Raw genomic sequence first — 21,112 nt, forward strand, 5'->3', positions numbered from 1 at the left:
TCGGGCCAGCGCTAGCCCCCTGCACGGATGCGCTCGACCAGACGTGCCTGCAGCACTTTGAGCTCCTCGGGGTCGGCCTTGCCCCGCCCATGTATGCCCGCCTCCTCGCCCTCCCAGCGAGGGACGATGTGTACATGAATGTGGTAGACCGTTTGCCCGGCCGGAGCCCCGTTGAACTGCGCGATTTGCACACCATCGGGTTTCAACTCGTCCACGATGACCCGTGTGAGCCGCTGCACGGCAGACATCATCGCGCCGAGGGCCGCAGGCTCGACATCAAGAATATTCCGGGCCTGGGACGCTTTGGGAATCACCAGGACGTGGCCGCGCGATTGAGGAAAGATATCCAGAAAGGCCAGTACATCGGCGTCTTCGTAAATCTTGTAGCACGGCGCGTCGCCACGAAGGATTAGCGCGAAGATGTTCTGCGGATCGTAATCGCCGTGCAGGCTCATGATCATTCCTTTAAGCGGTTGTCAGGACAGTTGACTGCCAGCAAGCCGGCATCAACCGATCAGAAGGTTTAGCACAATCAACTGGCTGTTTTCCATAAAACGGACAAAAACCCCGGTACTTTGCAGTGCCGGGGCCTGAAGTTGCGTTGCGTCACGCGCGGTTTTTCAACGTGTCATAGGCTTCAAGCGAACGCAGCGAGTAAATGTACGCAGCGCCTGCATTCAGCGAGATCGCGGTTGCCAGGGCGGCGGCCACTTCCTCTCGGCTCGCCCCGGCCTTGATCGCCGAGTCCGTGTGCGCGGCGATACAGCCATCGCAGCGGGTGGTGACCGCGATCGCGATTGAAATCAGCTCGCGGGTCTTGGCATCGAGTACGTCATTTTCGCTGGCGGCCTCCCCAAGGGCCATGTAGGCCTTGACCATTTTCGGGTTGCTCTTGCCCAGTGCGCCAAAGGCTTTTTGAATGGTGGGCAACAATTCAGACCAGTTGTGGAACATGGCATTAACTCCTGAGTGGGTTGGGTGTACTGTTTCGACGCCCTCAGTTTTTCACTCCGGCGCGGGTCGATTTTGTTCAATCCGCTCAGTTTTTTTGGCGATGCTCTCAAATGAATGCGATCGATCGACTCATCAGCCTGGCCAATGTGCGCGGCAGTCTGGATCTACGCTGTCAATTCCAGGGTGACTGGGCTCTGGATCATGAACAGCAAGCCCTGGGCAGAGCGCCCTATCACATCGTGTTGGCGGGAGAGTGCCGGGTGGAGTTTCCCGATGGGCAGCGTTTGCCCATGCGCGCAGGTGACATCCTGCTGTTGCCCCGTGGTGCGCGACACCTGATGCACAGCCCTGGAAAAACAGTGGCGCCAACTTCACCGAAACTCGTCACAGGTGGCGCGCTGCCGGTCCATCGTATTGGCAACGCCAGTGCCGAACTGGACATGCTGTGTGGCGACTTTCACTTCAATCGGGCCTCACTGCTGTTTGCCTCCCTGCCCGAATACCTGGTCATCCCCAGCGGCGCGTTGCCGGCCAACGGTCCGCTACCCGCGCTGGTGGAAGTCATTCGTGCGGAAGCCGATGAGGCCAAGGTCGGTGCTCGTTTTCTGCTCGATGCGCTTTCCCAAGCATTGTTCACGCTTATTCTGCGTGCGCATCTGGCAAATCACGGCCAGGACAGCGGCTCGCTGGCGCTGTTGGGCGATAAACGTCTGGGCCGAGCCTGGCAGGCGATGCTCGCAGATCCGGCCTACGAGTGGACGATCCAAGGCCTGGCGGACCTCGCGAACATGTCCCGCGCGAACTTCATGCGAACGTTCGTTCGCGTGGCCGGGGTATCTCCTTGGGTGTTGTTGACGCAAATACGCATGGAGTTGGCGTTCAGTCTGCTCAGCCATTCACATTTGGGCTTGAGCGATATTGCCGTGCAGGTCGGTTACCAATCCCAGGCGGCGTTCAGCAAGAAGTTCAAGGAGATTTACGGGCAAGCACCAGGAAAAGTGCGACGTACGATCTAGCCTGTGGCAAGGGCGCTGGGCTGGGCGATTGGAGCCAGAGATTCGATCGTTCCCACGCTCCTGCGTGGGAATGTCGCCAGGGACGCTCCGCGTTCCGCTTCTGGAAGGTGACGCAGAGCGTCACGGGATGCATTCCCACGCAGAGCGTGGGAACGATCAAAAAGCGGCTCTTTTGGCGAGGGAGTAGCACCTGCTCAAACGTCCAGAACCACGGTCTCACTCCCCTGTGCCGGCACTGCGCAACAGATCAGTACCTCATCTTCGGCAACCGGCTCGGCCGGACTGTTCAGATAATGCACCTGCCCCTGGCTTAGCCGGGTTTTACAGGTGCCGCACGAACCGCCGCGGCAGCTGAACTCAGGGCTCAGGCCCCGGGCTTCGGCAAGCTCCAGCAGGGTCCCGCTGCCCGGTTCCCAGCGGGCCTCCTTGCCGGAGCTGGCGAACAGGATCTTCACCGACTCGCTCGATGCAGGCACTTGCGGGGCCGCTGGCACGCTGACTTCGGCGTCGCGTACCAGTGTGGATGGGCCGAAGGTTTCGGCATGAATGCGATCGTCTGGAATGCGCAATTTGCGCAACCCGTCATACAGCGACTGGGTGAAGCTGCCGGGCCCGCACAGGTAGTAGTCATAGTCATCGAGCGCCAGCAGTTGCTTGAGCAGCTCTACATCGATCCTGCCCGTCGCGTCGTAGCCTTGCCCCACACCTTCCGTAGGCGGCTGGCTGACCAGGCGCAGTACCTTTACCTTACCTGCGGCACGCTTGACCAGCTCATCGATTTCCTCGCGAAATGCCAGGTCGGCTACCGTGCGCGCGCTTTGCACCAACCAGACCGGACGCATCCGACTCATGCGCAGGCCCTGATAAACCACTTCGCGCAACATCGACAACAGCGGCGTCACACCCACGCCCGCCGCCAGCAGCACCAAGGGCCGCCGCTCAGCGGCCTGAACGGTGAAATGCCCTTGGGGCGCTCGCGCCTCGATCTGCTGCGCCACCTCAATCCGGTCATGCAGATGCGAGGAGACCAAGCCCTCGCGCTTGACGCTGATGCGCAGGAAATCATCCGACGGTGCGCTGGACACGCTGTAGGTACGAATCAATGGCGTTTTCTGCCCCTCCAGCGAAATCCGCACGGGCAAGTGCTGGCCGGCGTCAAACCGGGGCACGCCCGCTCCGTCGGCGGCTTGCAGGTAGAAGGAGCGAATGTTGTGGCTCTCATCCACCACACGAACCACGCGCAATGGGCGCCATTGGGTCCGCAGGGCTTCGGCCTGCAAGCGCTCGGCGGCCTGCTCCCAACTGCCAGTCATCAATGAATTGGGCGAGTCGCCCGCGCTCTGGTCCTTCCAGCGCAACGGGATCGCGGCCTGGCGGTAAACCACGCGCTGCGGCTTGAAGCGCAGCAGCCGCTCGGCGCCCTGGAACGCGGCAATTTCGGGATCGTCCAGCAATACTTGGGCGGAACCGGTCATTTGCAGAAGATCGCCGGTCTTGAAATCGACGAAGATCAGGCCTGCGCGGGGATTGAGCAGGATGTTGCCCAAGGTGTTGAAGAACAGGTTTCCGGAGAAGTCCGGGATGGTCAGCGTGCCGTCCTCGTCCATGCGCACAAAACCCGGCTTGCCGCCGCGGTGGGACGCATCGACCTGCCGTTCGCCGTCGCGCTCCACATAGGTGGCGATGTAAAACGAATCAGCCGCTGTGATCAGGCGACGGGCCAATGGGTCCGTTGCCACCAGGTGCCGGGCGTCGCCGGCCTGTTCGCGGACAAAGGAATATTGGCGCAGGTTGATATAGCGAGGGCAATTGCCATAGGCCTGGCTGACGGAAATTTCCAGCCCGTGATCGAGCAGACGGCGAATGTTGCCGTTCATGCGATTGCGCCGGCGGGTGTGTAACTCGATACCCAGCATGCCGATGGCAGCCCCCTCGCCCATGCCCTCCTGGGCCGGATCGCTGGGTTGCGGCTTGAGATTGATCTGCAGGGTTTGCGGATCAGGTGAGCTCATGAAACCGGGCTTGCCGGTGCGCAGGGTCGCCCACACGTCACCTTGCCGATCCACGGCGCCCAATACCACGAAAGGCAACTGTGCGTAGAACTCCCGGTGCTGGTCCGGCATCCAGTTGCGCGCCAATTGTCGCTGGCCGACGCTGGTCATCATGTCGACCGCACCGACCGAGCGTTGCAAGGTCAGTTCGCCTTCATGCCAGGGTGAGGATTGTGGTTTCGCGGCTTCGTCCATCAGCTACTCCTCGCGCCCGCAGCCTTGCAGGCTGCGTTAAGACGCTACGGTCAGGGGGACTGCGCTACGCCTCTTGCCGAGGGTGCATTGCAGGTGGGGTTATCTTCTTCCCAAAGGGATTGGGGAGGAATACGCACGAACTGCAATCCACTGTTTCATAAACTGGAATGAACCGTCCAGGGCGCCTGCGGGGAATCACCAGGGCCGGACAGCGTGCCCGCTCATCGCTGAAGGTCAGCGCCCCAGCGCAAGAGCGATCTTCAGTTGCAACTCGTTTTCGGAGAATGGCTTGTGCAACACAGGACGATGGGCGAACTCGTTCGGCAGCCCGCTGGCACCGTATCCGGTGCTGAATAAAAACGGAATCTGGCGCGCCTGGAGAATTTCGGCAACCGGAAAAACCCGCTCACCGGCCAGGTTGACATCCAGAATGGCCAGGTCAATTGCCACCCGATTCGCCACTTCGCAGGCCGTAGCGAGCCGTGCCACTGATGCCACCACCACGCATTCGAGCTCTTCCAGCATTTGCTCGACCAGCATGGCGATGGTGCCTTCGTCCTCAACCAGCAGCACCCTGACTCCGGGGAACGAACTCATGGGCTGGACGCCTGGATCAGAAACGAGATTCGGCAGCAAACGCCCTTCGGGTCGAAGGTCAGGTCAAATGTCCCGCCCAAATCGCGCTCGATGCAGCGCTTCATCAAACGCGAACCCAACCCTTCCCGCTTGGGTTGGGCCACCCGTGGCCCGCCCTGCTCGCGCCAGTCCAGGGTCAGTAGCATTCCATCGGATTGTGGTTGCACAACCCACTTCACTGAAAGCGTGCCCGTCTCTACTGACATCGCGCCGTATTTCAGTGCATTGATCGCCAGTTCATTGAGGGTCATGGTGAGGTTGAGCGCAACGCGGGTGCCGACATCGACAGGGTCGCCCTCAACCACGATTCGACTGGGTTCCTGGCCAAATATCGGCATCAGCACTTCATGGGCAAGGGACCCCAGCGGGGTATGGCCCCAATGGCGCCGGGTCAACAGATCGTGAGCCCGGGACAACGCAAGCAGCCTGGCCTCGAAACGCCTGTAACCGTCGTTCGCATCCTCGGCATTGCGCGCCGTTTGTGCCGCCAGGGATTGCACGGTGGCCAGGGTGTTCTTGACCCGATGATTGAGTTCGTCGATCAGGGTCTTCTGCCGGTTCTGCGCCTGATTTCGCTCGGTGATGTCCACCAGCATGTTGATGGCGCCCACCAGGTTGCCATCGGCGTCATGCAGCGGTGTGGGATACGGCGCAAACGGCACACGAGTGCCATCCGGCCGTTCGGCAATGGCCTCGACACCACGTATCGGGCGGTTTTCCTTCAAGGCCACCGCCATCGGGCACTGGTCGTGGGGAAGCGCGCTTCCATCGGTATTGAATATTTTCCAGGTCACGCACCACATGTCCCCCAACTGTGGGGTTCGGCCAGACAATTCGACAGCCGCCCGATTGAAGAAGGTGATGCGCCCTTGTGCATCGGTTGTATAAACCGCAGCGGGCAGAGCCTCGAGAAGATTGCGCATATGCCGTTCGCTTTCGCGAATCTGGCTTTCCATTAGCTGGGCGAGCGTGACGTCGATGGTGAAACAGCGTGTGTGAAAGAGCTTACCGTCCTCGAAACGCCCATTGGAGGTAATCGCTACATGCCGGATCGTGCCGTCTTTGGCCCTCAACCGCGCCGGGTAGCTGTCCAGGCTTTCGCCGCTGCCCAGTTTATTGAGGATGTCACCAATAACGGGCTCATCCACATGAAACTCCGTAATGTGGCGGCCGATATATTCGTCAGCCGTATAGCCCAGCATGTTCAGCTCGGCCTTGTTGGCACGCTGGATGATGCCCGCGTTGCTGACAATGTGAAGCCCCACCGCGCTGTTTTCAAAAAAATCCTCGAGGTCGGCACTCTTGCGACGAAGCTCTTCGGCCATCGCATGACGCGCCGAGACATCCTGAAAACAGTTGATCGCCCCTTGAATGGCCCCGCGCCGATCCCTGAGGGCCCGGATGTTCACCAGCGCCATAAGCCGCGTTCCATCCGAACGCTCAATGATCACTTCCTGATTGCGTGTCGCAGCGCCGGTAATAAGCACCGAAGCCATGGGGCAGTCTTCGAAAGCCAGCGGCGTGCCATCCGGTAAAAAAAGCCGGTGCGAGCCGCAGAAGCGGTCACCGTTTTTCCCGATAATGGGCGTCCTGCCCCATAGCTCGACCGCTTCACTGTTGTACCTGACGAGCCAACCCTCGTGATCACAGAGGTATACCGCCCCCGGTATGGCGTCTAGCGCGCTCGCGCCCAGGGTGAGCAGGCTCTGGTACTCGCTCGGAGCGCAAACCTCCACGGCAAGCTCTTCAATGTTCGACATCTGGTAATCCTCAATCCGCCTGGCTGAAACGCCCACGCTCTCCATCGCCCCCGGTTTATGGCCGGAGTCGGTGATTCCAGCTCGGATAATCCTTCTGAATGCGGGTTCGGATATGTTTCATAGAGCCGTTATGTTGGAGGTCTAGATCCCTATTCACCGCGCTAGTTCATGAAAGTTCAACAGGTTCGGTGTTTGAACCTGGACAGGGATCTTTTCTAGCGCGCTGAAGAGCAGCAATTGAGTGTAGTCGGCCTCGTGTTTGTCGAACCATTCGCTTCAAGACCTGAGCTTGCAGATTGAAACATGACAGCCGGTATATCTATATACGACAAATTACAGGCGCAACGGGTTTGATCTTCTATGATTGCTCCAGCAAAGGAGTTTATTCCGATGAGCGAATCAGAAGCACGACTTCTGCGCGTGCATTCCCTTAAAACCGCTTGCTCCAACTGCAGCGTGCTTGAGCTGTGCCTGCCTATCGGGCTGACGGGCGGCGAAGTCGAGCGCCTGGACACCTTGATCTCACAGCGTGTGAAGGTCAAAAAAGGCGCGGCGTTGTACCGCATCGGCGATCCGCTGCGCTCTCTGTATGCGGTGCGGCTGGGTTTCTTCAAGACCAGCGTATTGTCGATGGACGGACGCGAACAAATCACCGGTTTCCAGATGCAAGGCGAAATGCTCGGTCTGGACGCCATCAGCACCGATCATTACGCCTGTAATGCAATAGCGCTGGAAGACAGCGAAGTTTGCCCGATTCCTTTCAGCAACCTGGAAAAACTTGCCCACGATTTGCCCTCTTTACAGCACAACCTCAACAAGCTCCTGAGCCAGGAGATCGTGCGCGACCACAGCATGCTGCTGTTGCTTGGCAACATGAATGCCGATGAACGTCTTGCGGCGTTTCTGCTGAACCTGTCTCAGCGACTTAACATGCGCGGTTACTCCTCCAGGGAATTCGTCTTGCGCATGAGCCGTGAGGCTATCGGCTCTTATCTGGGCCTGCGGCTGGAAACGATCTGCCGGGGTATCGCGCACCTGCGAGAAGAGGAACTGGTGGACATGCACGGACGCAACGTCACCATCCTGGACCTGCCCGGTCTCAAGCAAAAAGTGGCTGGTTGCCATCGCCATTCAGAGCGGTGAAACCCTCTCGAGGCGCTTGCATCACTGATCACGTGCCGTCACCTGATCGCCCCTTCCGCTGGCACGGTCGACCGCCCTGCTGATTTTCATCAAATCACAGGCCGTTGCCCCGACAGCGCGTTGCCCCACTTACACCCTTGTTGATTTAGCTCAATGTGTCGGCATCACCCAGGCGTAGAAAAAGCAGACCGGGCGCTGATAGCCCCGCCCGCTTCGCATTACCTGGAGGACGCCACGATGAGCGACTTGACCCTGCGCAAGACCATTCTGGAAGAACTGGAATTCCAACCCGACCTCAACGCAGCCCATATTGGCGTGGCCGTGGACAATGGCGTCGTCACCCTTTCCGGTCATGTCGGCAGTTATGCAGAAAAGATCAGCGCCGAACGCGCCGTCAAAAGCATCGAGGGCGTGCGCGCCGTAGCTGAGGAAATCCAGGTCCGACTGAATAAAAACGCCGGCACCGCAGACGACACCATTGCCAATCGCGCCTTGAAGATCATCAACTGGAGCTGCGACGTTCCTGAAGGCGACATAAAAGTCATCGTGCAGAACGGCTGGGTCAGCCTGGAAGGCGAAGTGGAATGGCAATACCAGAAAGAAAGCGTGGAGCGGTCCGTGTTCAAGCTGTCCGGCGTGGTGGGCGTGAACAATCGGCTGACCCTGCGCCCTCGAGTGGACGCTGGCAACATCCAGCGTCGTATCGAAGAGGCCCTTAAACGCAATGCCGAAGTGGATGCCAAGGCCATTCACGTCAAGGTCGATGGGGATGTGGTGAGGCTCGAAGGCAAAGTCCATTTATGGCGCCAGCGTAAAATCGCGGAACGGGCGGCGTGGTCGGTGCCGGGGGTCAGAGAGGTGGACGATCACCTGTTGCTTGTCTGAGTCGCAGGCCCGTTCGCAGTCCCGCCGCTCTACCCCTGAGACGCGGCGGTCGACTCCCGTTGCCAGGCTCGCTGCAGCAAATCGATGACGATTTCATCGGATGTCTGAGGGAAGTCCTTGTACCAATAGCCTATGGAAACCAGCCAGTCAGGAATAAGCGGACAAATCACCTCATCCACTTCACTGCGTAGCGCCTCCACTGTTTCAAGCGGCCCAACCGGCACGGCGACCACAACGCGCGAAGGCCCTTGCGTGCGGACCGCGTGGATCGCTGCCATCATCGAGGCCCCCGTCGCCAGACCGTCATCAATCAGGATGACCACCTGGTCCTTGAGTTGTACAGGCTCACGAGTGCCTCGATACGCCTGCTCACGACGCAACAGCTCCCGGGTTTCCCGGGCAACCACGGCGTCGAAACTGGGCTGATCAATCGGATGGGCACGAAGAGCGTCGTCATTGAGGATCTGTATGCCACCACTGGCAATGGCACCCATCGCGAACTCAGGGTTGGACGGCACACCCAGTTTGCGAACCAGCATCAGATCAAGGCGCACGTGCAGAGCGGTGACCACTTCATAAGCCACTGGAACTCCGCCGCGGGGCAAGGCCAGGACGATGACATCGGGTCGATGGGCGTATTTGAACAAATGTTCCACCAGCCCTTGCCCCGCTGCGCTGCGGTCCTTCCACACTGTTTGCATTGAGGGACTCTGACTCATTGGAAAACCTCCACAGGCTGTTGCGCCCCGTCGTTCAGCGTCAATCCAGCGTCCTCTGATAGAGCGGCCTCGGCGTTGATTTATGTCAATTTCCCTGCAAGGCAGCTCAGCCCTTCTCCTATGAAATTCACGCACGCACGCCCTGCATAACCTCTGATCTAAATCAATGCTACCCAGCCTCTTCACGCAGAGATTAATAACCAGCGCTAGAACCTTCGCTTCGGCGAAGGTCGTCGACCCCTTCGTCTCGTGGAGGCTTCAATCATGGCAACGCACCTGCAAGGCACTGAGCCGGTCATCCCGGCCGTCAAACCTCATCCTTTGGCCGGCAGTTTGCGAAAGGTCGAACCCAAACGCCTGTCATTGAGCCTGCTGGTTGCGCTGGTGGTGGGTTCGATGATCGGCAGCGGCATTTTCAGCCTGCCCCAGAACATGGCCTCCAGCGCGGGTGCCGGGGCTATCCTGATCGGCTGGCTGATCACTGGCGTGGGTATGCTGTCACTGGCCCTGGTCTATCAGACCCTCTCCAACCGTCAACCGGAACTCGATAATGGCGTGTTCGCCTACGCTCGTGCGCTTGGGGGTGAGTTCCTGGGCTTCAATTCGGCGTGGGGCTACTGGATCAGTGCGTGGATTGGCAACGTCAGTTATCTGGTGATTCTGTTCGCGGCACTCAGTTACTTTTTTCCCTTGTTCGGCGAAGGCAATAACAAGGCCGCGATTGCCGGTGCGTCGGTGGTGCTGTGGTCGTTGCATTGGATGATCCTGCGCGGGATGCGCACAGCGGCCAAGGCCAACGCCCTGACCACCGTGGCCAAAGTCGTGCCCTTGCTGCTGTTCATCGGCCTGGTGATCGCCGGATTTTCCAAAGACACCTTCATGGTCGACTTTTGGGGCACGCCGGCATTGGGTAGTACCCTGGATCAGGTCAAGAGCACCATGCTGGTGACGGTCTGGGTCTTTATCGGCATTGAAAGTGCCAACGTGTTTTCCGCCCGTGCCGCCGACCGGGCGGATGTGGGCAGGGCCACGGTGATCGGTTTCGTCCTGACATTGCTGCTGCTGATTGCCGTGTCGCTCCTGTCTCTGGGGATCCTCAGACAACCTGAACTGGCTGCCCTGAAGAACCCATCCATGGCGGGTGTTCTGGAGGCGGTGGCCGGTCCTTGGGGTGCGGTGTTGATCAGTATCGGCCTGATTGTGTCGGTCGGTGGTGCGCTGCTGGCCTGGACCCTGCTGGCAGCGGAATCGGTGTTCACGCCGGCCAGGGAAAAGGTCATGCCCCGCGCGCTGGCCTCGGAAAACCAGCACGGCGCGCCGGCCAACGCGCTGTGGATCACCAACGGCTGCATTCAGCTGTTCCTGTTGTTGACGCTGTATTCGAGCGCCAGCTACCTGGCCCTGATCTCGCTCGCTACCTCGATGATCCTGCTGCCTTATCTGTTCAGCGGCCTGTACGCGCTGAAGATGACCTGGCAAGGCCAGACCTACGCCGGGCACCGCGCCCTGCAACTGCGGGACATGGCCATCGCCTTGGTCGCCACCACCTATTGCATTTGGCTGCTCTACGCCGCCGGCCCCCGCTACATGCTGCTCAGCGCCCTGCTCTATGCCCCCGGTTCGCTGATTTACCTCAGCGCCCAACGGGCCAGGACCGGGCATGCGCTCAATGGTTTCGGCTGGGGGTTGCTGCTGGTGATCTGGGTGGCGGCGATTTTCGCCGGCTGGATGCTCTGGTCCGGCCAGCTCTCGTTGTAAGGCTTGCAAGCGTGCATTGACCCGTCCGGAACCGGTCCCTGGCAATGATGCCAAGTCCCGCCCGGACATCACCAAAGAGGAAAATCAAATGTCCAATTCAGTGAAAAAAATGCCGGTCGATACCCAAGACAACACTCAGCATCCGGCCAAGAATGACCTTTGGCATCCACTGGAAAAACTCCGTCAGCAGGTGGATCACCTGTTCGATGACTTCAACCGGGGTACAGGTCTTTCTCCCTTCAGTCGCGGACTGTTCGATGTCGAGCCATTCTGGCGCAGGGAGTTCTCCACAAGCCTGCCGGCCGTGGACATCAGCGAGAAGGAAAAGAGCTTTGAAATCACAGCCGAATTGCCCGGCATGGATCAGAAAGACATCGAAATCCGGCTCGCCAATGGCAACCTGATCATCAAGGGCGAGAAGAAAGAAGCCAAGGAAGAAAAGAAAAAAGGTTATCACCTGTCCGAACGCCATTACGGCTCCTTCGAACGGGTTTTCAACCTGCCAAAAGGCATCGATAGCGACAAGATCGAAGCTCAGTTCAGCAAAGGCGTGCTGACCCTGACGCTGCCTAAAAAACCGGAAGCGCTGAAAGCGGAAAAAGTCGTGCCGATCAAGGCTGACTGACGCTGTGCACCCTGCCCCTCGCCGGCCAACGACGAGGGGCTTTTTTTTGCCTGTGCATTTAGATGTGTTGTTGAAGCTGATGGGCCGCTTCGCGCGCAGGATCGCTCCCACAGGGGCCGGCGGTGAACACAAATACCGCGTACCTCAGGACCTTTGTGGGAGCGAGCCTGCTCGCGAAGGAGGCCTCAGAACTCCACGCTGTCGCGATACTCCGGCACCGATACTGACCAGCCCAACTCATCGCGAATGCGATGGCGCAGGACATCGGACGCGTTGGGTTCGCCATGCACGACATAGGTATGCCGGGGCGGTGTCTTGAAGCCGCGCAACCATTGCATGATTTCATCGGCATCGGCATGGGCGGACAATGTTTGCATCGGCACCACTTCGGCGTTGATTGGCACGTCCTTGCCATGGATGCGCACCGCAGGCTCACCCGCCACGATCCTTGCGCCACGCGTCCCCCCGGCCTGGAACCCTGGCATCAGCAAGGTATTGATCGGGTTGGGCGCCAGGCTCTTGAGGTGAAACAACACCCGCCCTCCGGTAGCCATACCACTGGCGGCGATGATCACCGCCGGGGTGCGTTGCAGGTCCAGGTTCATGGAATCCCTGGCCGAGCGCACCGGGTGCGCGATGTGGCACATGCCCTCACACTCCTCCCTGGACAAACGATGCTCATCGCCAAAGCGTTGATACAAGCGGGTTACATCAATGGCCATGGGGCTGTTCAGGTAGATGGGGATGTCCGGGATCGCCATCCGCTGTTTCAGGCGATACAGGTGATACATCAGCAGTTGTGCCCGACCGACCGTGAACGAGGGCACCAAGGTGATGCCGCCGCGCAATGCGGTGCGGGTGATGACTTCAGCCAGTTGATCTTCGGGCGATTGGCTTGGGTGCCTCCGGTCGCCGTAGGTGGACTCAACCAATAGGTAATCCGCCTGCTCGATGGTTTGCGGGGCAAACATCACCGGGTCCTCGGGGCGCCCCAGGTCGCCGGAGCACACCAACGTAACGCCAGCGGCCTGCACCTGCACCGTGGCTGCGCCCAGGATGTGTCCCGCACGGCGCAGCACAATCCCCACCCCACGGGCGATATCCACCGGATGATCGAACGCTATCGGGCGTAACAGTTTCAGTGCCCGCTCGGCATGCTCCCGGGTGTACAACGGCATGGCAGGATCATGCTTGGAAAACCCCTTGCGGTTGGCGTATTCGGCCTCTTCCTCCTGCAAGCGGGCGCTGTCGAGCAAGAGGATCTTGACCAGTTCACAGGTGGCCGACGTGGCATAGACCGGACCGCGATAACCGTTTCGCACCAGCACTGGCAGGTAACCGCTGTGGTCCAGGTGTGCGTGAGTCAGCACGATCGCGTCCAGGTCACGCATTGGCAGTTCGAAGGGGTCCCAGTTGTGCAAGCGCAATTGTTTGTAGCCCTGAAACAGCCCGCAGTCGATCAGGATGCGTTGATCGTCATGCTCCAGCAGGTACTTGCTGCCGGTGACTGTGCCGGCCGCCCCTAGAAACGTCATGCGCATGAGCGTGCTCCTGAACAATCGATTGGCGTTCCATTGGTCGCACTATTCGCCCAGCGGGCCATTGATTTTCATCAAGGACACAGCCATGAGCACCGGTTTCTTCACACAGCCAGTACGCTGCACGACACCTGATACAAAATATGCTCCGTGGTGCTACCCAACAGCCCGTGCGAACCACCCTTCTGCGAGCGCCCCATGACCACGACATCGACCTCATGCTCCAGGGCAAACTCACTCAAGGCTGAAACCGGATGGCCCAGCACGAAGTGCCTGCGCTCGGCCGGCACGCCGAACAGGTTGGCCAGCTCCAGGAATGTTTTTTCCAGGCTCCTGCGCAGTTCATTGCTGAGCTGTTTAAGCGTCAGGCCACCTCCGCCGACATCGCCGAGATAGACCGACGAAACCTCATAGGCGTGAACCAGATGCAACTCGGCGTCGCACTGCAAGGCCAAGCCGATTGCCTCGCGAATGATCCGGTCGTTGAGCCCACTGTTTTGCGCAAAGTCGCTGGAAGGGTCCACCGCAGCAACCACTTTGCGCGGCAAGGCGTGGCCGGTGGCGCCCACCAGGTACATGGGAACCGGGCACTGGCGCAACAGACGCCAGTCCAGCGGAGTAAGGAAGGCCCGTTTGAGCAGGGGCTCGTGTTGCACCTGCTTGATCAGCAGATCAGGCTGGATTTGCGTAACGTGCTGCAGAATCTGCTCGTCCATGCCGTCGACCCAATCCACCTGCGTGGTGACCCTCAGGCCTCGGCGCCGCATCTTGTCGGCCTCCTCCTCCAGCCAGTGACGGTGGTCCTGCAGGTAATTCTGACGCGCTTCATCACGGGGCTCCTGCTCCAACAGCTTGAGAATGTCCAGTGACGGCACCAACGCAGAAACATGCAAGTGCGCCCCGCTGGCCGCCGTCAGGGCCGCTGCGTGATGAAGGGCCGGAGAGTGTCGCTGTGCCGGGTTGAGGATCAGCAGTAAGCGCTGGTACTGGCTCATGATGGATCTCCAAAAAGTCAGGGCGAACGGCGCGATGTCGAAGTCGTGACAGGGCGTACAGTCAACCCGGCGCCGGCGTCCAGCGCCAGTTCAGGACCTCGGGCATGTCCTGCCCATGTTCGATCAGGTAAAGCTGGTGCTTCTCCATGGTGGCCCAGTAGCGGTCCCGGGCGCCCTCCACCAACGGTTGCAAGCGCGGTACCCGCTGGATGACATCGAAGGCCAGTTGGTAGCGATCCAAGTGATTGATGACCGCCATGTCGAACGGGGTGGTTGTGGCCCCCTCCTCCATGAAACCGCGCACATGGAAATTGTCATGGTTATGGCGCTTGTAGACCAGACGATGGATCAATGAAGGATAGCCGTGGAACGCGAAAATCACCGGTTTGTCCACGGTGAACAACTCATCGAACCCGGCATCCGGCAGACCATGGCAATGCTGTTGCGGCGGTTGCAGGGCCATCAAGTCCACCACGTTCACCACCCGCACGCGCAGATCCGGCACGTATTGGCGCAACAGTGTCACGGCGGCCAGGGTTTCCAGGGTTGGCACATCACCGGCGCAGGCCATCACCACATCCGGGTCGTCATCGTTCTGGCAGGCGAAGGCCCACCGACCGATGCCAATGGAGCAGTGCCTGATGGCCGAATCGATATCCAGCCATTGCCACTCCGGTTGCTTGCCGGCCACGATCACGTTGATGTAATCGCGGCTCTTGAGACAGTGATCGGCCACCGACAACAGGCAATTGGCATCCGGCGGCAGGTAGATACGCACCACATCGGCACTTTTGTTCGCCACATGATCGATAAATCCCGGATCCTGATGGGAGAAACCATTGTGGTCCTGGCGCCAGACGTGGGATGTGAGCAGGTAGTTGAGCGAAGCGATCGACGCGCGCCAGGGAATCTGCGCAGCGGTCTTGAGCCACTTGGCGTGCTGATTGAACATCGAATCGACGATATGGATGAACGCCTCATAGCAGGAGAACAGGCCATGACGGCCCGTCAGTAGATAGCCCTCTAGCCAGCCTTCACACACCTGCTCGCTGAGGATTTCCATCACCCGGCCTTCGCAGGCCAGGTTGGTGTCCCCCGTTTCAAGTGCCGCCATCCAGGTCTTGCCACTGACCTCGTACACCGCATCAAGGCGATTGGAGGCGGTTTCGTCGGGGCCGAACAGGCGAAAGTTGCCAGCCTTGAGGTTGTACTTCATCACGTCCCGGACAAAACCGCCCAACACCCGGGTGGACTCCGCCTGCACACTGCCGGGCGCGGAGAACTGCACGGCGTAATCCGTAAATCGAGGCAGCTCAAGTGACTGGAGGAGCAAGCCGCCATTGGCATGGGGATTGGCGCCCAGACGCCGATGCCCTGTGGGCGCCAGCGCCGCAATCTCCGGCAGCAATGCACCACTGGCGTCGAACAGCTCCTGTGGCCGGTAACTCTCGAGCCATTGTTGCAGTTGCGTCAGATGCATGGGCTGCTCGAAATGACTCAGTGGCACCTGATGGGCGCGCCAGGTGCCCTCGACCTGCTGACCGTCGACGAATCTCGGACCGGTCCAGCCCTTGGGCGTGCGCAGCACCAACATCGGCCACAGTGGCCGCTCCAGTTCATGTGCCGACGAGTCTGCACGGGCCGTACGCTGGATTTCGCGGATCTTGAGCAGCATGGCGTCCAGGACCATCGCCAGTTGCTGGTGAACGCTGTGGGGGTCGTCGCCTTCGACAAAATAAGGATCGTAGCCATACCCGTACATCAGGGCTGACAGCTCGTCTTCACTGATACGCGAAAGCAGCGTGGGGTTGGCGATCTTGAAGCCGTTGAGGTGAAGGATGGGCAGAACCGCACCGTCACGCCGGGGGTTGAGGAACTTGTTGGAATGCCAGCTCGCCGCCAGCGTACCGGTTTCGGCTTCACCATCGCCGATAACGCAGGCCACGATCAGGTCAGGGTTGTCGAACGCCGCACCGTAGGCGTGGGCCAGGCAATACCCCAGCTCCCCGCCTTCATGAATGGACCCCGGGATCTGCGCCGAGACATGACTGGACAACCCGTAGGGCCAGGAAAACTGCCGGAACAGGCGCAGCATCCCGTTCTCGTTCTGTTCCACCGAGGGATAACACTGGGTGAAGCTGCCCTCCAGATAGCTCTGGGCGACGATGGCTGGGCCGCCGTGTCCGGGGCCGGTGACCAGGATCATGTTCAGGTCGTGGGTCTTGATCAGGTGATTGAGGTGAACGTAAATCAGGTTCAATCCCGGCGTGGTGCCCCAGTGGCCCAACAGGCGTGGCTTGACGTGGCCCAGTAGCAGCGGTTTGCGCAACAAAGGGTTGTCTTTGAGGTAAATCTGCCCCACAGCCAGATAATTGGAAGCACGCCAATAGGCGTCAATGCCTTCCAGTTGGTCGGGGCTAAGAAAATCACTCATCACATTCTCCCAAAGAGGCTGGATTACCCGCGAACTGCCCTGATCGCTTGAACCGATATCGAACGGTCTGCCACGACTGATTCTGGAGCGCTTGAACAAACCCGACTTGATTTACATCAGAGTCAACGCGCCCTGCTCATACCCTGACTGCCAACAAGCTGCCCGACACCGAATACAGGGCCCGTTCCGTCGTGCTACCGATCAGACGGTCCAGCCCAGCGCGTTGCTCGGTGCCCATCACCACCACATCAGCCTCGAACTCATCGAGGAACTCATGGATCACCGGCACCGGCAGGCCAATGACGAAATGACGGCGCTCGGGTGGAATGCTCCACCGCTCGGCCAAATTGATGAACGCCGCATGCAGCGACTCTCGCAAGGCCTCGGCAAAATCTTCATCCCAGGCCCCAGCCACCAACGAAGCCTCCCCGTTGAAGGCCGGAGACAGATCGCAGGCGTGCAGCAGATGCAGCGGGGCATTGCATTGCAGGGCCATTGCCCCAGCGGCCTGGATAATGCGCTCGTTCAAGGCGTTGGCCTGCGGATTGGCGGGGTCCACCGCCGCCACGACCCGACGTGGCAAGCTGTGGGTGGCGCGATTGACCAGATGCACCGGCACCGGGCAATCGCGCAGCAGATGACAGTCCAGGGGCGTCACGAAAACACGTTTGAGCAGCGGCTCGAGGGTCACATCCTTGATCAGCAAATCGGGCTGAAACTGCTCGACGTAGCGCAGGATGTCCAGTAATGGATGAGTGGTCCAGACCACATGGGTCGTCACATCCAGTCCTTGCTCCTTGAGCAGCGCCGCCTCCTCCACCATCCAGCGACGGTAGTGGTGCATATAGCGCTGAGCTGTCGCTTCATCGTTCTTTTCGCCCCACAAATGCGTGTGAGGCGGTGGTTGAACGAATGCGCACAGGTGCAAGGCCGCGCCACTGACCCTGGCCAGGGCACAGGCGCGACGCAGCGCGGCAGACGGATGCAGGTCGGCTTCAACGATCAATAGCAAACGTTGGTACTGTCCCATTACACACCTCCACTGGTCTGTTGGCCATCAGGTCCCCAGCGGTCCCTCTCTGGCATGTGCAACAGCCTGCGCTTGTCACCCCGGGGCGGCTTGATCTTTATCAACTGCATGCACATACCTGTGGGAGCAAAGCTTGCCCCCCACAGGTTTGGCTCCCACTGAAATTGCTCCCCGGCATTGATCATCGACGAGCGGATTCGCGAGCACTGATCCAGATCAGAATCGATCTGCCACGCCGGCGTAGAACAGTAGCGAATGCACGGCCTTTGCCGCGCCGAAGGTTCACACCCGATGGAGGAACGCATCATGCTCAACGTCAAAGACCACAATGAACGCGCCGCTGCCCTGTATGCCAGCATCAGCGGCAAGCACTGGATCCAGGCCCTCAGAGATGGCCGGCACGTGTTGATCAGGCCGCTGAAGGAAGAAGATCGCCAGCGTGAGTATGACTTCATCAAGCGTCTGTCACCGGAGTCCCGGCACATGCGTTTCCTGGCGCAAATCAATGAGCCCGGCGCGGCCATGCTCGACCAGTTGATGGATGTCGACTGCAAGACGCGCATGGCTTACATCGCCCTGGTCCACGACAACGGCCAACTGATCGAAATCGGTGTCAGCCGCTATTGCGCTACCAGTGAACACGAATGCGAGTGCGCCGTGACCGTGGCCGATCAATGGCAGCATCTGGGACTGGGGACGTTGTTGATGGAGCATTTGATAGAGGCGGCCCGCAAGAACGGCTATCGCCAGCTGTATTCCATCGACGCCGCCGATAACGCCCCTATGCGGGATCTGGCCCATAGCCTTGGGTTTGATACCCGCACCGACCCCGATGATGCCCGGCAGGTCATCCACCGGCTCTATCTTTAACCACAGTGCATTGCGCGGGACCCGGGGCCAGGCCCCGCGCAAGGTCACCCTGCCGTCACTCGCCCGGCTTGATTGCCCATATACTGCAAGGTGCCCGTTGCAGCACCTGCTCGGCAGTACTGCCCAAGTGCTTGTCCAGACCTCGATGCTGTGTCGTGCCCATGACAATGACGTCGCACTGATGATCGGTGGCGAACGTGCAGATGCTGCTCAGCGGCGCACCTTCGATGAAGTGACGCTGCTGCGGCGGCACGCCGTGACGCTCGGCCAGGGATTCAAACACTTCGTGCTGCGCCTGCCCCAATGCTTCATAGAGCCCGGTGGCGAGCGGGAGCGCACCCACGCCCATATCGGCGGCGTACACCGCCGTCCAGTCGAAGGCGTGCAACAACTCAACCTGGGCGTTGCATTGATCGGCCAGTTTCACGGCGGCATCGACGATCCGGTCGTTGAACACCAGGTCCTGCTCCTCGCTGCGCAGCACATCGACGATCGCCAGGACCTGCCGGGGCCGCGGATGACGCGCGTCGGTGACCAGGTGCACCGGCACCGGACAGTCGCGCAGCAGGCGCCAGTCCATGGGTGTGAAGAAAATCCGCTTCATTGCCGGTTCAGGCTCGGCGTCCTTGATGATCAGCGCCAGTGGCATCTCTTTGACGTACTGCTGCAAGGCCTGATAAGCGTCTTTGCCCCAGACCACCTCGCTCGTCGCCTCCACTCCATGGCGGCGCGCCAGCTCAGCCTGTTGCCACAACCAGTGCCGGTGCGTTTCCAGATACCCGTCACGGGCCTTCTTGACTTGTTCTGGCGCAAAAAGACCGGCCACCGAGAGCACCTCCAGATAATCGATGGCGACGATGTGCAGGGGCAGATCCAGCGCCAGGGCCAGTTCGGTGGCGCGGTCGAACGCAGGCGAACGGGTCATGGCATCGGGTGCCAATAACAACAAACGTTGGGTCTGGGACATGGAACACCTCGGCACGTGGCGGCAGCCACTTAAAGGATTGAGGGTTCCAGAATGAACGTATGCCACGGGCAGGACTTGATCTTCATCAAACTGCCACCACACAGGCTCACAGATTCGGGAGCAGAACGCCGGCCCACATTCCCAGCGTCACCAGCACCTGGCCGGGGATGAAATACCCGGCGAAACGCCGTCCGCCACTGAGCCAGGCCACTACGCATTTACTCAGGGAATTGCTGCTCATCGCCATCAAGACCGGTATGGCGATGCCATCCAGGGGTAACAATCCGGCCTTCGCCAGGGAAGCAACAGAGGCAATTGAAGCATGAGCATCAACCAGCCCGCTGAAAACCGCCGTTACGGTTACCCCGGTCTGGCCGAACTCGGCAAGCATCGCCGACGACAGGAGCGTGATACCGGCCATCGCCAGGACTACCGTCAAGGCCAGTTTGAGGTTGAAGGCCCCGCCGCGCTTGATCGGTTCATCCGCCCGAGCCCTGGGTCGGGGAAACATCAGCATTCCGGCGTAGATCAATGTTGTCAGCAGGCCACAGAGTAGCGGGCCCCACATCCAAAGCAACAGGGCCGGTTCTACGGCACCGAGGATCAGCCCTATTTGTGCCACTGTCGCCAGATTGGACAACACGGCAGCGGCGCTCAGCACCTTGAGATTGGCCGGTTCTTTCGCGGCGATGTTACCCATGGTGGCGACGGTCAGCGTGGCCGAGGCGAACCCCGAGGCAACCGCGCTGAGGGCGTAACCGTAGTGAGTGCCGAGGGTCCGCACCGCAACATGCCCCAGCGCACCCACAGCCATCAACATGACCGTCAACATACAGATGGTGCGCAGGTTGATCGCATCGTAAGGTCCGAGAAAGCGATCCGGCACCAGCGGCAACACCACCAGCGCGGCGATCAACAGCACCAGCCCGTCACGCATTTCCGCGGCGGTCAATTGGTTACGGGCAAAATGGTGCAGCGCCTGGCGGCTGGCGAGCAGACCGGCCATCACCACGCCGATCGCGATCGCCAGGGCCGGGGCGGTCATGCAGAGCGCCCCCAACGCCAGCGCCGCGAATAACGCCACTTCGCTGGTGATACCGGGGTCCTGGTCGAGGTTTCGCCAATACGCCGCCGTGACCAGTGCCCCCAGCGCAAGCGCCACGAACCCGAGCAGCAAGACTCCGCCAGCCTGGACCGTGACATACCCCAGCAACGAGGTAATGGCAAAGGTACGCAGGCCGGCGAAGTCGCGCCGAGCGCCCTCGCCTTTGCGTCGCTCGCGTTCTAGCCCAATCAACAAGCCGATTCCGAGCGCAGCGGCGGCATTGGCAAAGCCCAGGGTTTCGCTCATGGCCTCGGTTCTATACTGAGTGTTCCGGTTGTACCTGAGTCCAGGGTAGTCCCTGGGAGGATTTCATGATCAAACATAGCGCTATTGCCAGGCGTCGTGTGCATTGATGCCACGCTTCTGGCATGAGCTTGATGCAAATCAAGTGACCGATGCCCGATACGATCATGATCAAACCCTGGCTCCAC

18 protein-coding genes are annotated in these 21,112 nt (G+C 60.0%); 6 read left to right on the top strand and 12 right to left on the bottom strand.

The features are described from left to right. Nucleotides 1-11: 11 nt before the first annotated feature. Nucleotides 12-455, bottom strand: a complete 444-nt coding sequence (locus QOM08_RS15355) for an HIT family protein (RefSeq protein ID WP_076384354.1) — start codon at nt 453-455, stop codon at nt 12-14. Nucleotides 456-606: 151 nt separating this feature from the next. Beyond that, the gene (locus tag QOM08_RS15360) at nt 607-954 is read right to left on the bottom strand and encodes a carboxymuconolactone decarboxylase family protein (protein WP_139049898.1); all 348 of its coding nucleotides are present in this window, start codon (nt 952-954) and stop codon (nt 607-609) included. 110 nt (nt 955-1,064) lie between these two features. On the opposite strand from QOM08_RS15360, the gene QOM08_RS15365 reads away from it, so the two are divergent. Then, the gene (locus tag QOM08_RS15365) at nt 1,065-1,970 is read left to right on the top strand and encodes an AraC family transcriptional regulator (protein WP_188250787.1); all 906 of its coding nucleotides are present in this window, start codon (nt 1,065-1,067) and stop codon (nt 1,968-1,970) included. Nucleotides 1,971-2,164: 194 nt separating this feature from the next. Here the strand turns inward: QOM08_RS15365 and QOM08_RS15370 are convergent, their stop codons facing one another. From QOM08_RS15370 to QOM08_RS15380, 3 genes are all read right to left on the bottom strand, one after another. Next, the gene (locus QOM08_RS15370) at nt 2,165-4,216 is read right to left on the bottom strand and encodes a pyridoxamine 5'-phosphate oxidase family protein (protein ID WP_188250786.1); all 2,052 of its coding nucleotides are present in this window, start codon (nt 4,214-4,216) and stop codon (nt 2,165-2,167) included. 234 nt (nt 4,217-4,450) lie between these two features. Then, nucleotides 4,451-4,813: a response regulator gene (locus tag QOM08_RS15375; RefSeq protein ID WP_076384348.1), complete on the bottom strand. Its 363-nt coding sequence runs from the start codon at nt 4,811-4,813 to the stop codon at nt 4,451-4,453. Then, entirely contained in the window at nt 4,810-6,612 is a 1,803-nt protein-coding gene (locus QOM08_RS15380) for a PAS domain S-box protein (protein WP_188250785.1), read from the bottom strand. The genes QOM08_RS15375 and QOM08_RS15380 overlap by 4 nt, the downstream gene beginning before the upstream one ends. A 390-nt stretch (nt 6,613-7,002) precedes the next feature. Between QOM08_RS15380 and fnr the strand changes: the two genes are divergently transcribed. Both fnr and QOM08_RS15390 read left to right on the top strand, forming a co-directional pair. Then, nucleotides 7,003-7,755 carry a fumarate/nitrate reduction transcriptional regulator Fnr gene (gene fnr, locus QOM08_RS15385; protein WP_076384344.1) on the top strand — a complete coding sequence of 251 codons (753 nt, stop codon included), beginning with the start codon at nt 7,003-7,005 and terminating at the stop codon, nt 7,753-7,755. Between the two features lie 237 nt (nt 7,756-7,992). Beyond that, nucleotides 7,993-8,640, top strand: coding sequence for a BON domain-containing protein (locus tag QOM08_RS15390; protein WP_076384342.1), 648 nt, complete (start codon nt 7,993-7,995; stop codon nt 8,638-8,640). 29 nt (nt 8,641-8,669) lie between these two features. Here the strand turns inward: QOM08_RS15390 and QOM08_RS15395 are convergent, their stop codons facing one another. After that, a complete protein-coding gene (locus tag QOM08_RS15395) occupies nt 8,670-9,359 on the bottom strand; it encodes a phosphoribosyltransferase (RefSeq protein WP_047225681.1) in 690 nt (229 codons plus the stop codon). A 264-nt stretch (nt 9,360-9,623) separates the two neighbouring features. On the opposite strand from QOM08_RS15395, the gene arcD reads away from it, so the two are divergent. Together arcD and QOM08_RS15405 are read left to right on the top strand one after the other, a co-directional pair. Next, a complete protein-coding gene (gene arcD, locus QOM08_RS15400) occupies nt 9,624-11,117 on the top strand; it encodes an arginine-ornithine antiporter (protein ID WP_188250784.1) in 1,494 nt (497 codons plus the stop codon). Nucleotides 11,118-11,205: 88 nt separating this feature from the next. Continuing rightward, complete coding sequence (locus QOM08_RS15405) at nt 11,206-11,742, top strand: Hsp20/alpha crystallin family protein (protein WP_047225871.1); 537 nt, start codon at nt 11,206-11,208, stop codon at nt 11,740-11,742. 185 nt (nt 11,743-11,927) lie between these two features. On the opposite strand, the gene QOM08_RS15410 is transcribed toward QOM08_RS15405, so the two are convergent. From QOM08_RS15410 to QOM08_RS15425, 4 genes are all read right to left on the bottom strand, one after another. Then, nucleotides 11,928-13,283 carry an MBL fold metallo-hydrolase RNA specificity domain-containing protein gene (locus QOM08_RS15410; RefSeq protein WP_107322777.1) on the bottom strand — a complete coding sequence of 452 codons (1,356 nt, stop codon included), beginning with the start codon at nt 13,281-13,283 and terminating at the stop codon, nt 11,928-11,930. A 101-nt stretch (nt 13,284-13,384) separates the two neighbouring features. After that, nucleotides 13,385-14,275, bottom strand: coding sequence for a universal stress protein (locus QOM08_RS15415; RefSeq protein ID WP_047225679.1), 891 nt, complete (start codon nt 14,273-14,275; stop codon nt 13,385-13,387). A gap of 61 nt (nt 14,276-14,336) precedes the next feature. Further along, on the bottom strand, nt 14,337-16,709 hold the full coding sequence (locus QOM08_RS15420; protein ID WP_076384338.1) for a phosphoketolase: 2,373 nt from the start codon (nt 16,707-16,709) through the stop codon (nt 14,337-14,339). Between the two features lie 136 nt (nt 16,710-16,845). Beyond that, nucleotides 16,846-17,739 (bottom strand): universal stress protein, encoded by an 894-nt coding sequence (locus QOM08_RS15425; protein ID WP_047225677.1) that lies wholly within the window; start codon nt 17,737-17,739, stop codon nt 16,846-16,848. 306 nt (nt 17,740-18,045) lie between these two features. On the opposite strand from QOM08_RS15425, the gene QOM08_RS15430 reads away from it, so the two are divergent. Further along, nucleotides 18,046-18,609, top strand: a complete 564-nt coding sequence (locus tag QOM08_RS15430) for a GNAT family N-acetyltransferase (protein WP_047225870.1) — start codon at nt 18,046-18,048, stop codon at nt 18,607-18,609. A gap of 55 nt (nt 18,610-18,664) precedes the next feature. Here the strand turns inward: QOM08_RS15430 and QOM08_RS15435 are convergent, their stop codons facing one another. Beyond that, complete coding sequence (locus tag QOM08_RS15435; protein WP_047225675.1) at nt 18,665-19,576, bottom strand: universal stress protein; 912 nt, start codon at nt 19,574-19,576, stop codon at nt 18,665-18,667. Between the two features lie 106 nt (nt 19,577-19,682). After that, nucleotides 19,683-20,927, bottom strand: coding sequence for an MgtC/SapB family protein (locus QOM08_RS15440; RefSeq protein ID WP_076384332.1), 1,245 nt, complete (start codon nt 20,925-20,927; stop codon nt 19,683-19,685). Nucleotides 20,928-21,112: the final 185 nt, after the last annotated feature.

Source organism: Pseudomonas sp. P105 (assembly GCF_032614175.1).
Lineage (GTDB): Bacteria > Pseudomonadota > Gammaproteobacteria > Pseudomonadales > Pseudomonadaceae > Aquipseudomonas > Aquipseudomonas rhizophila.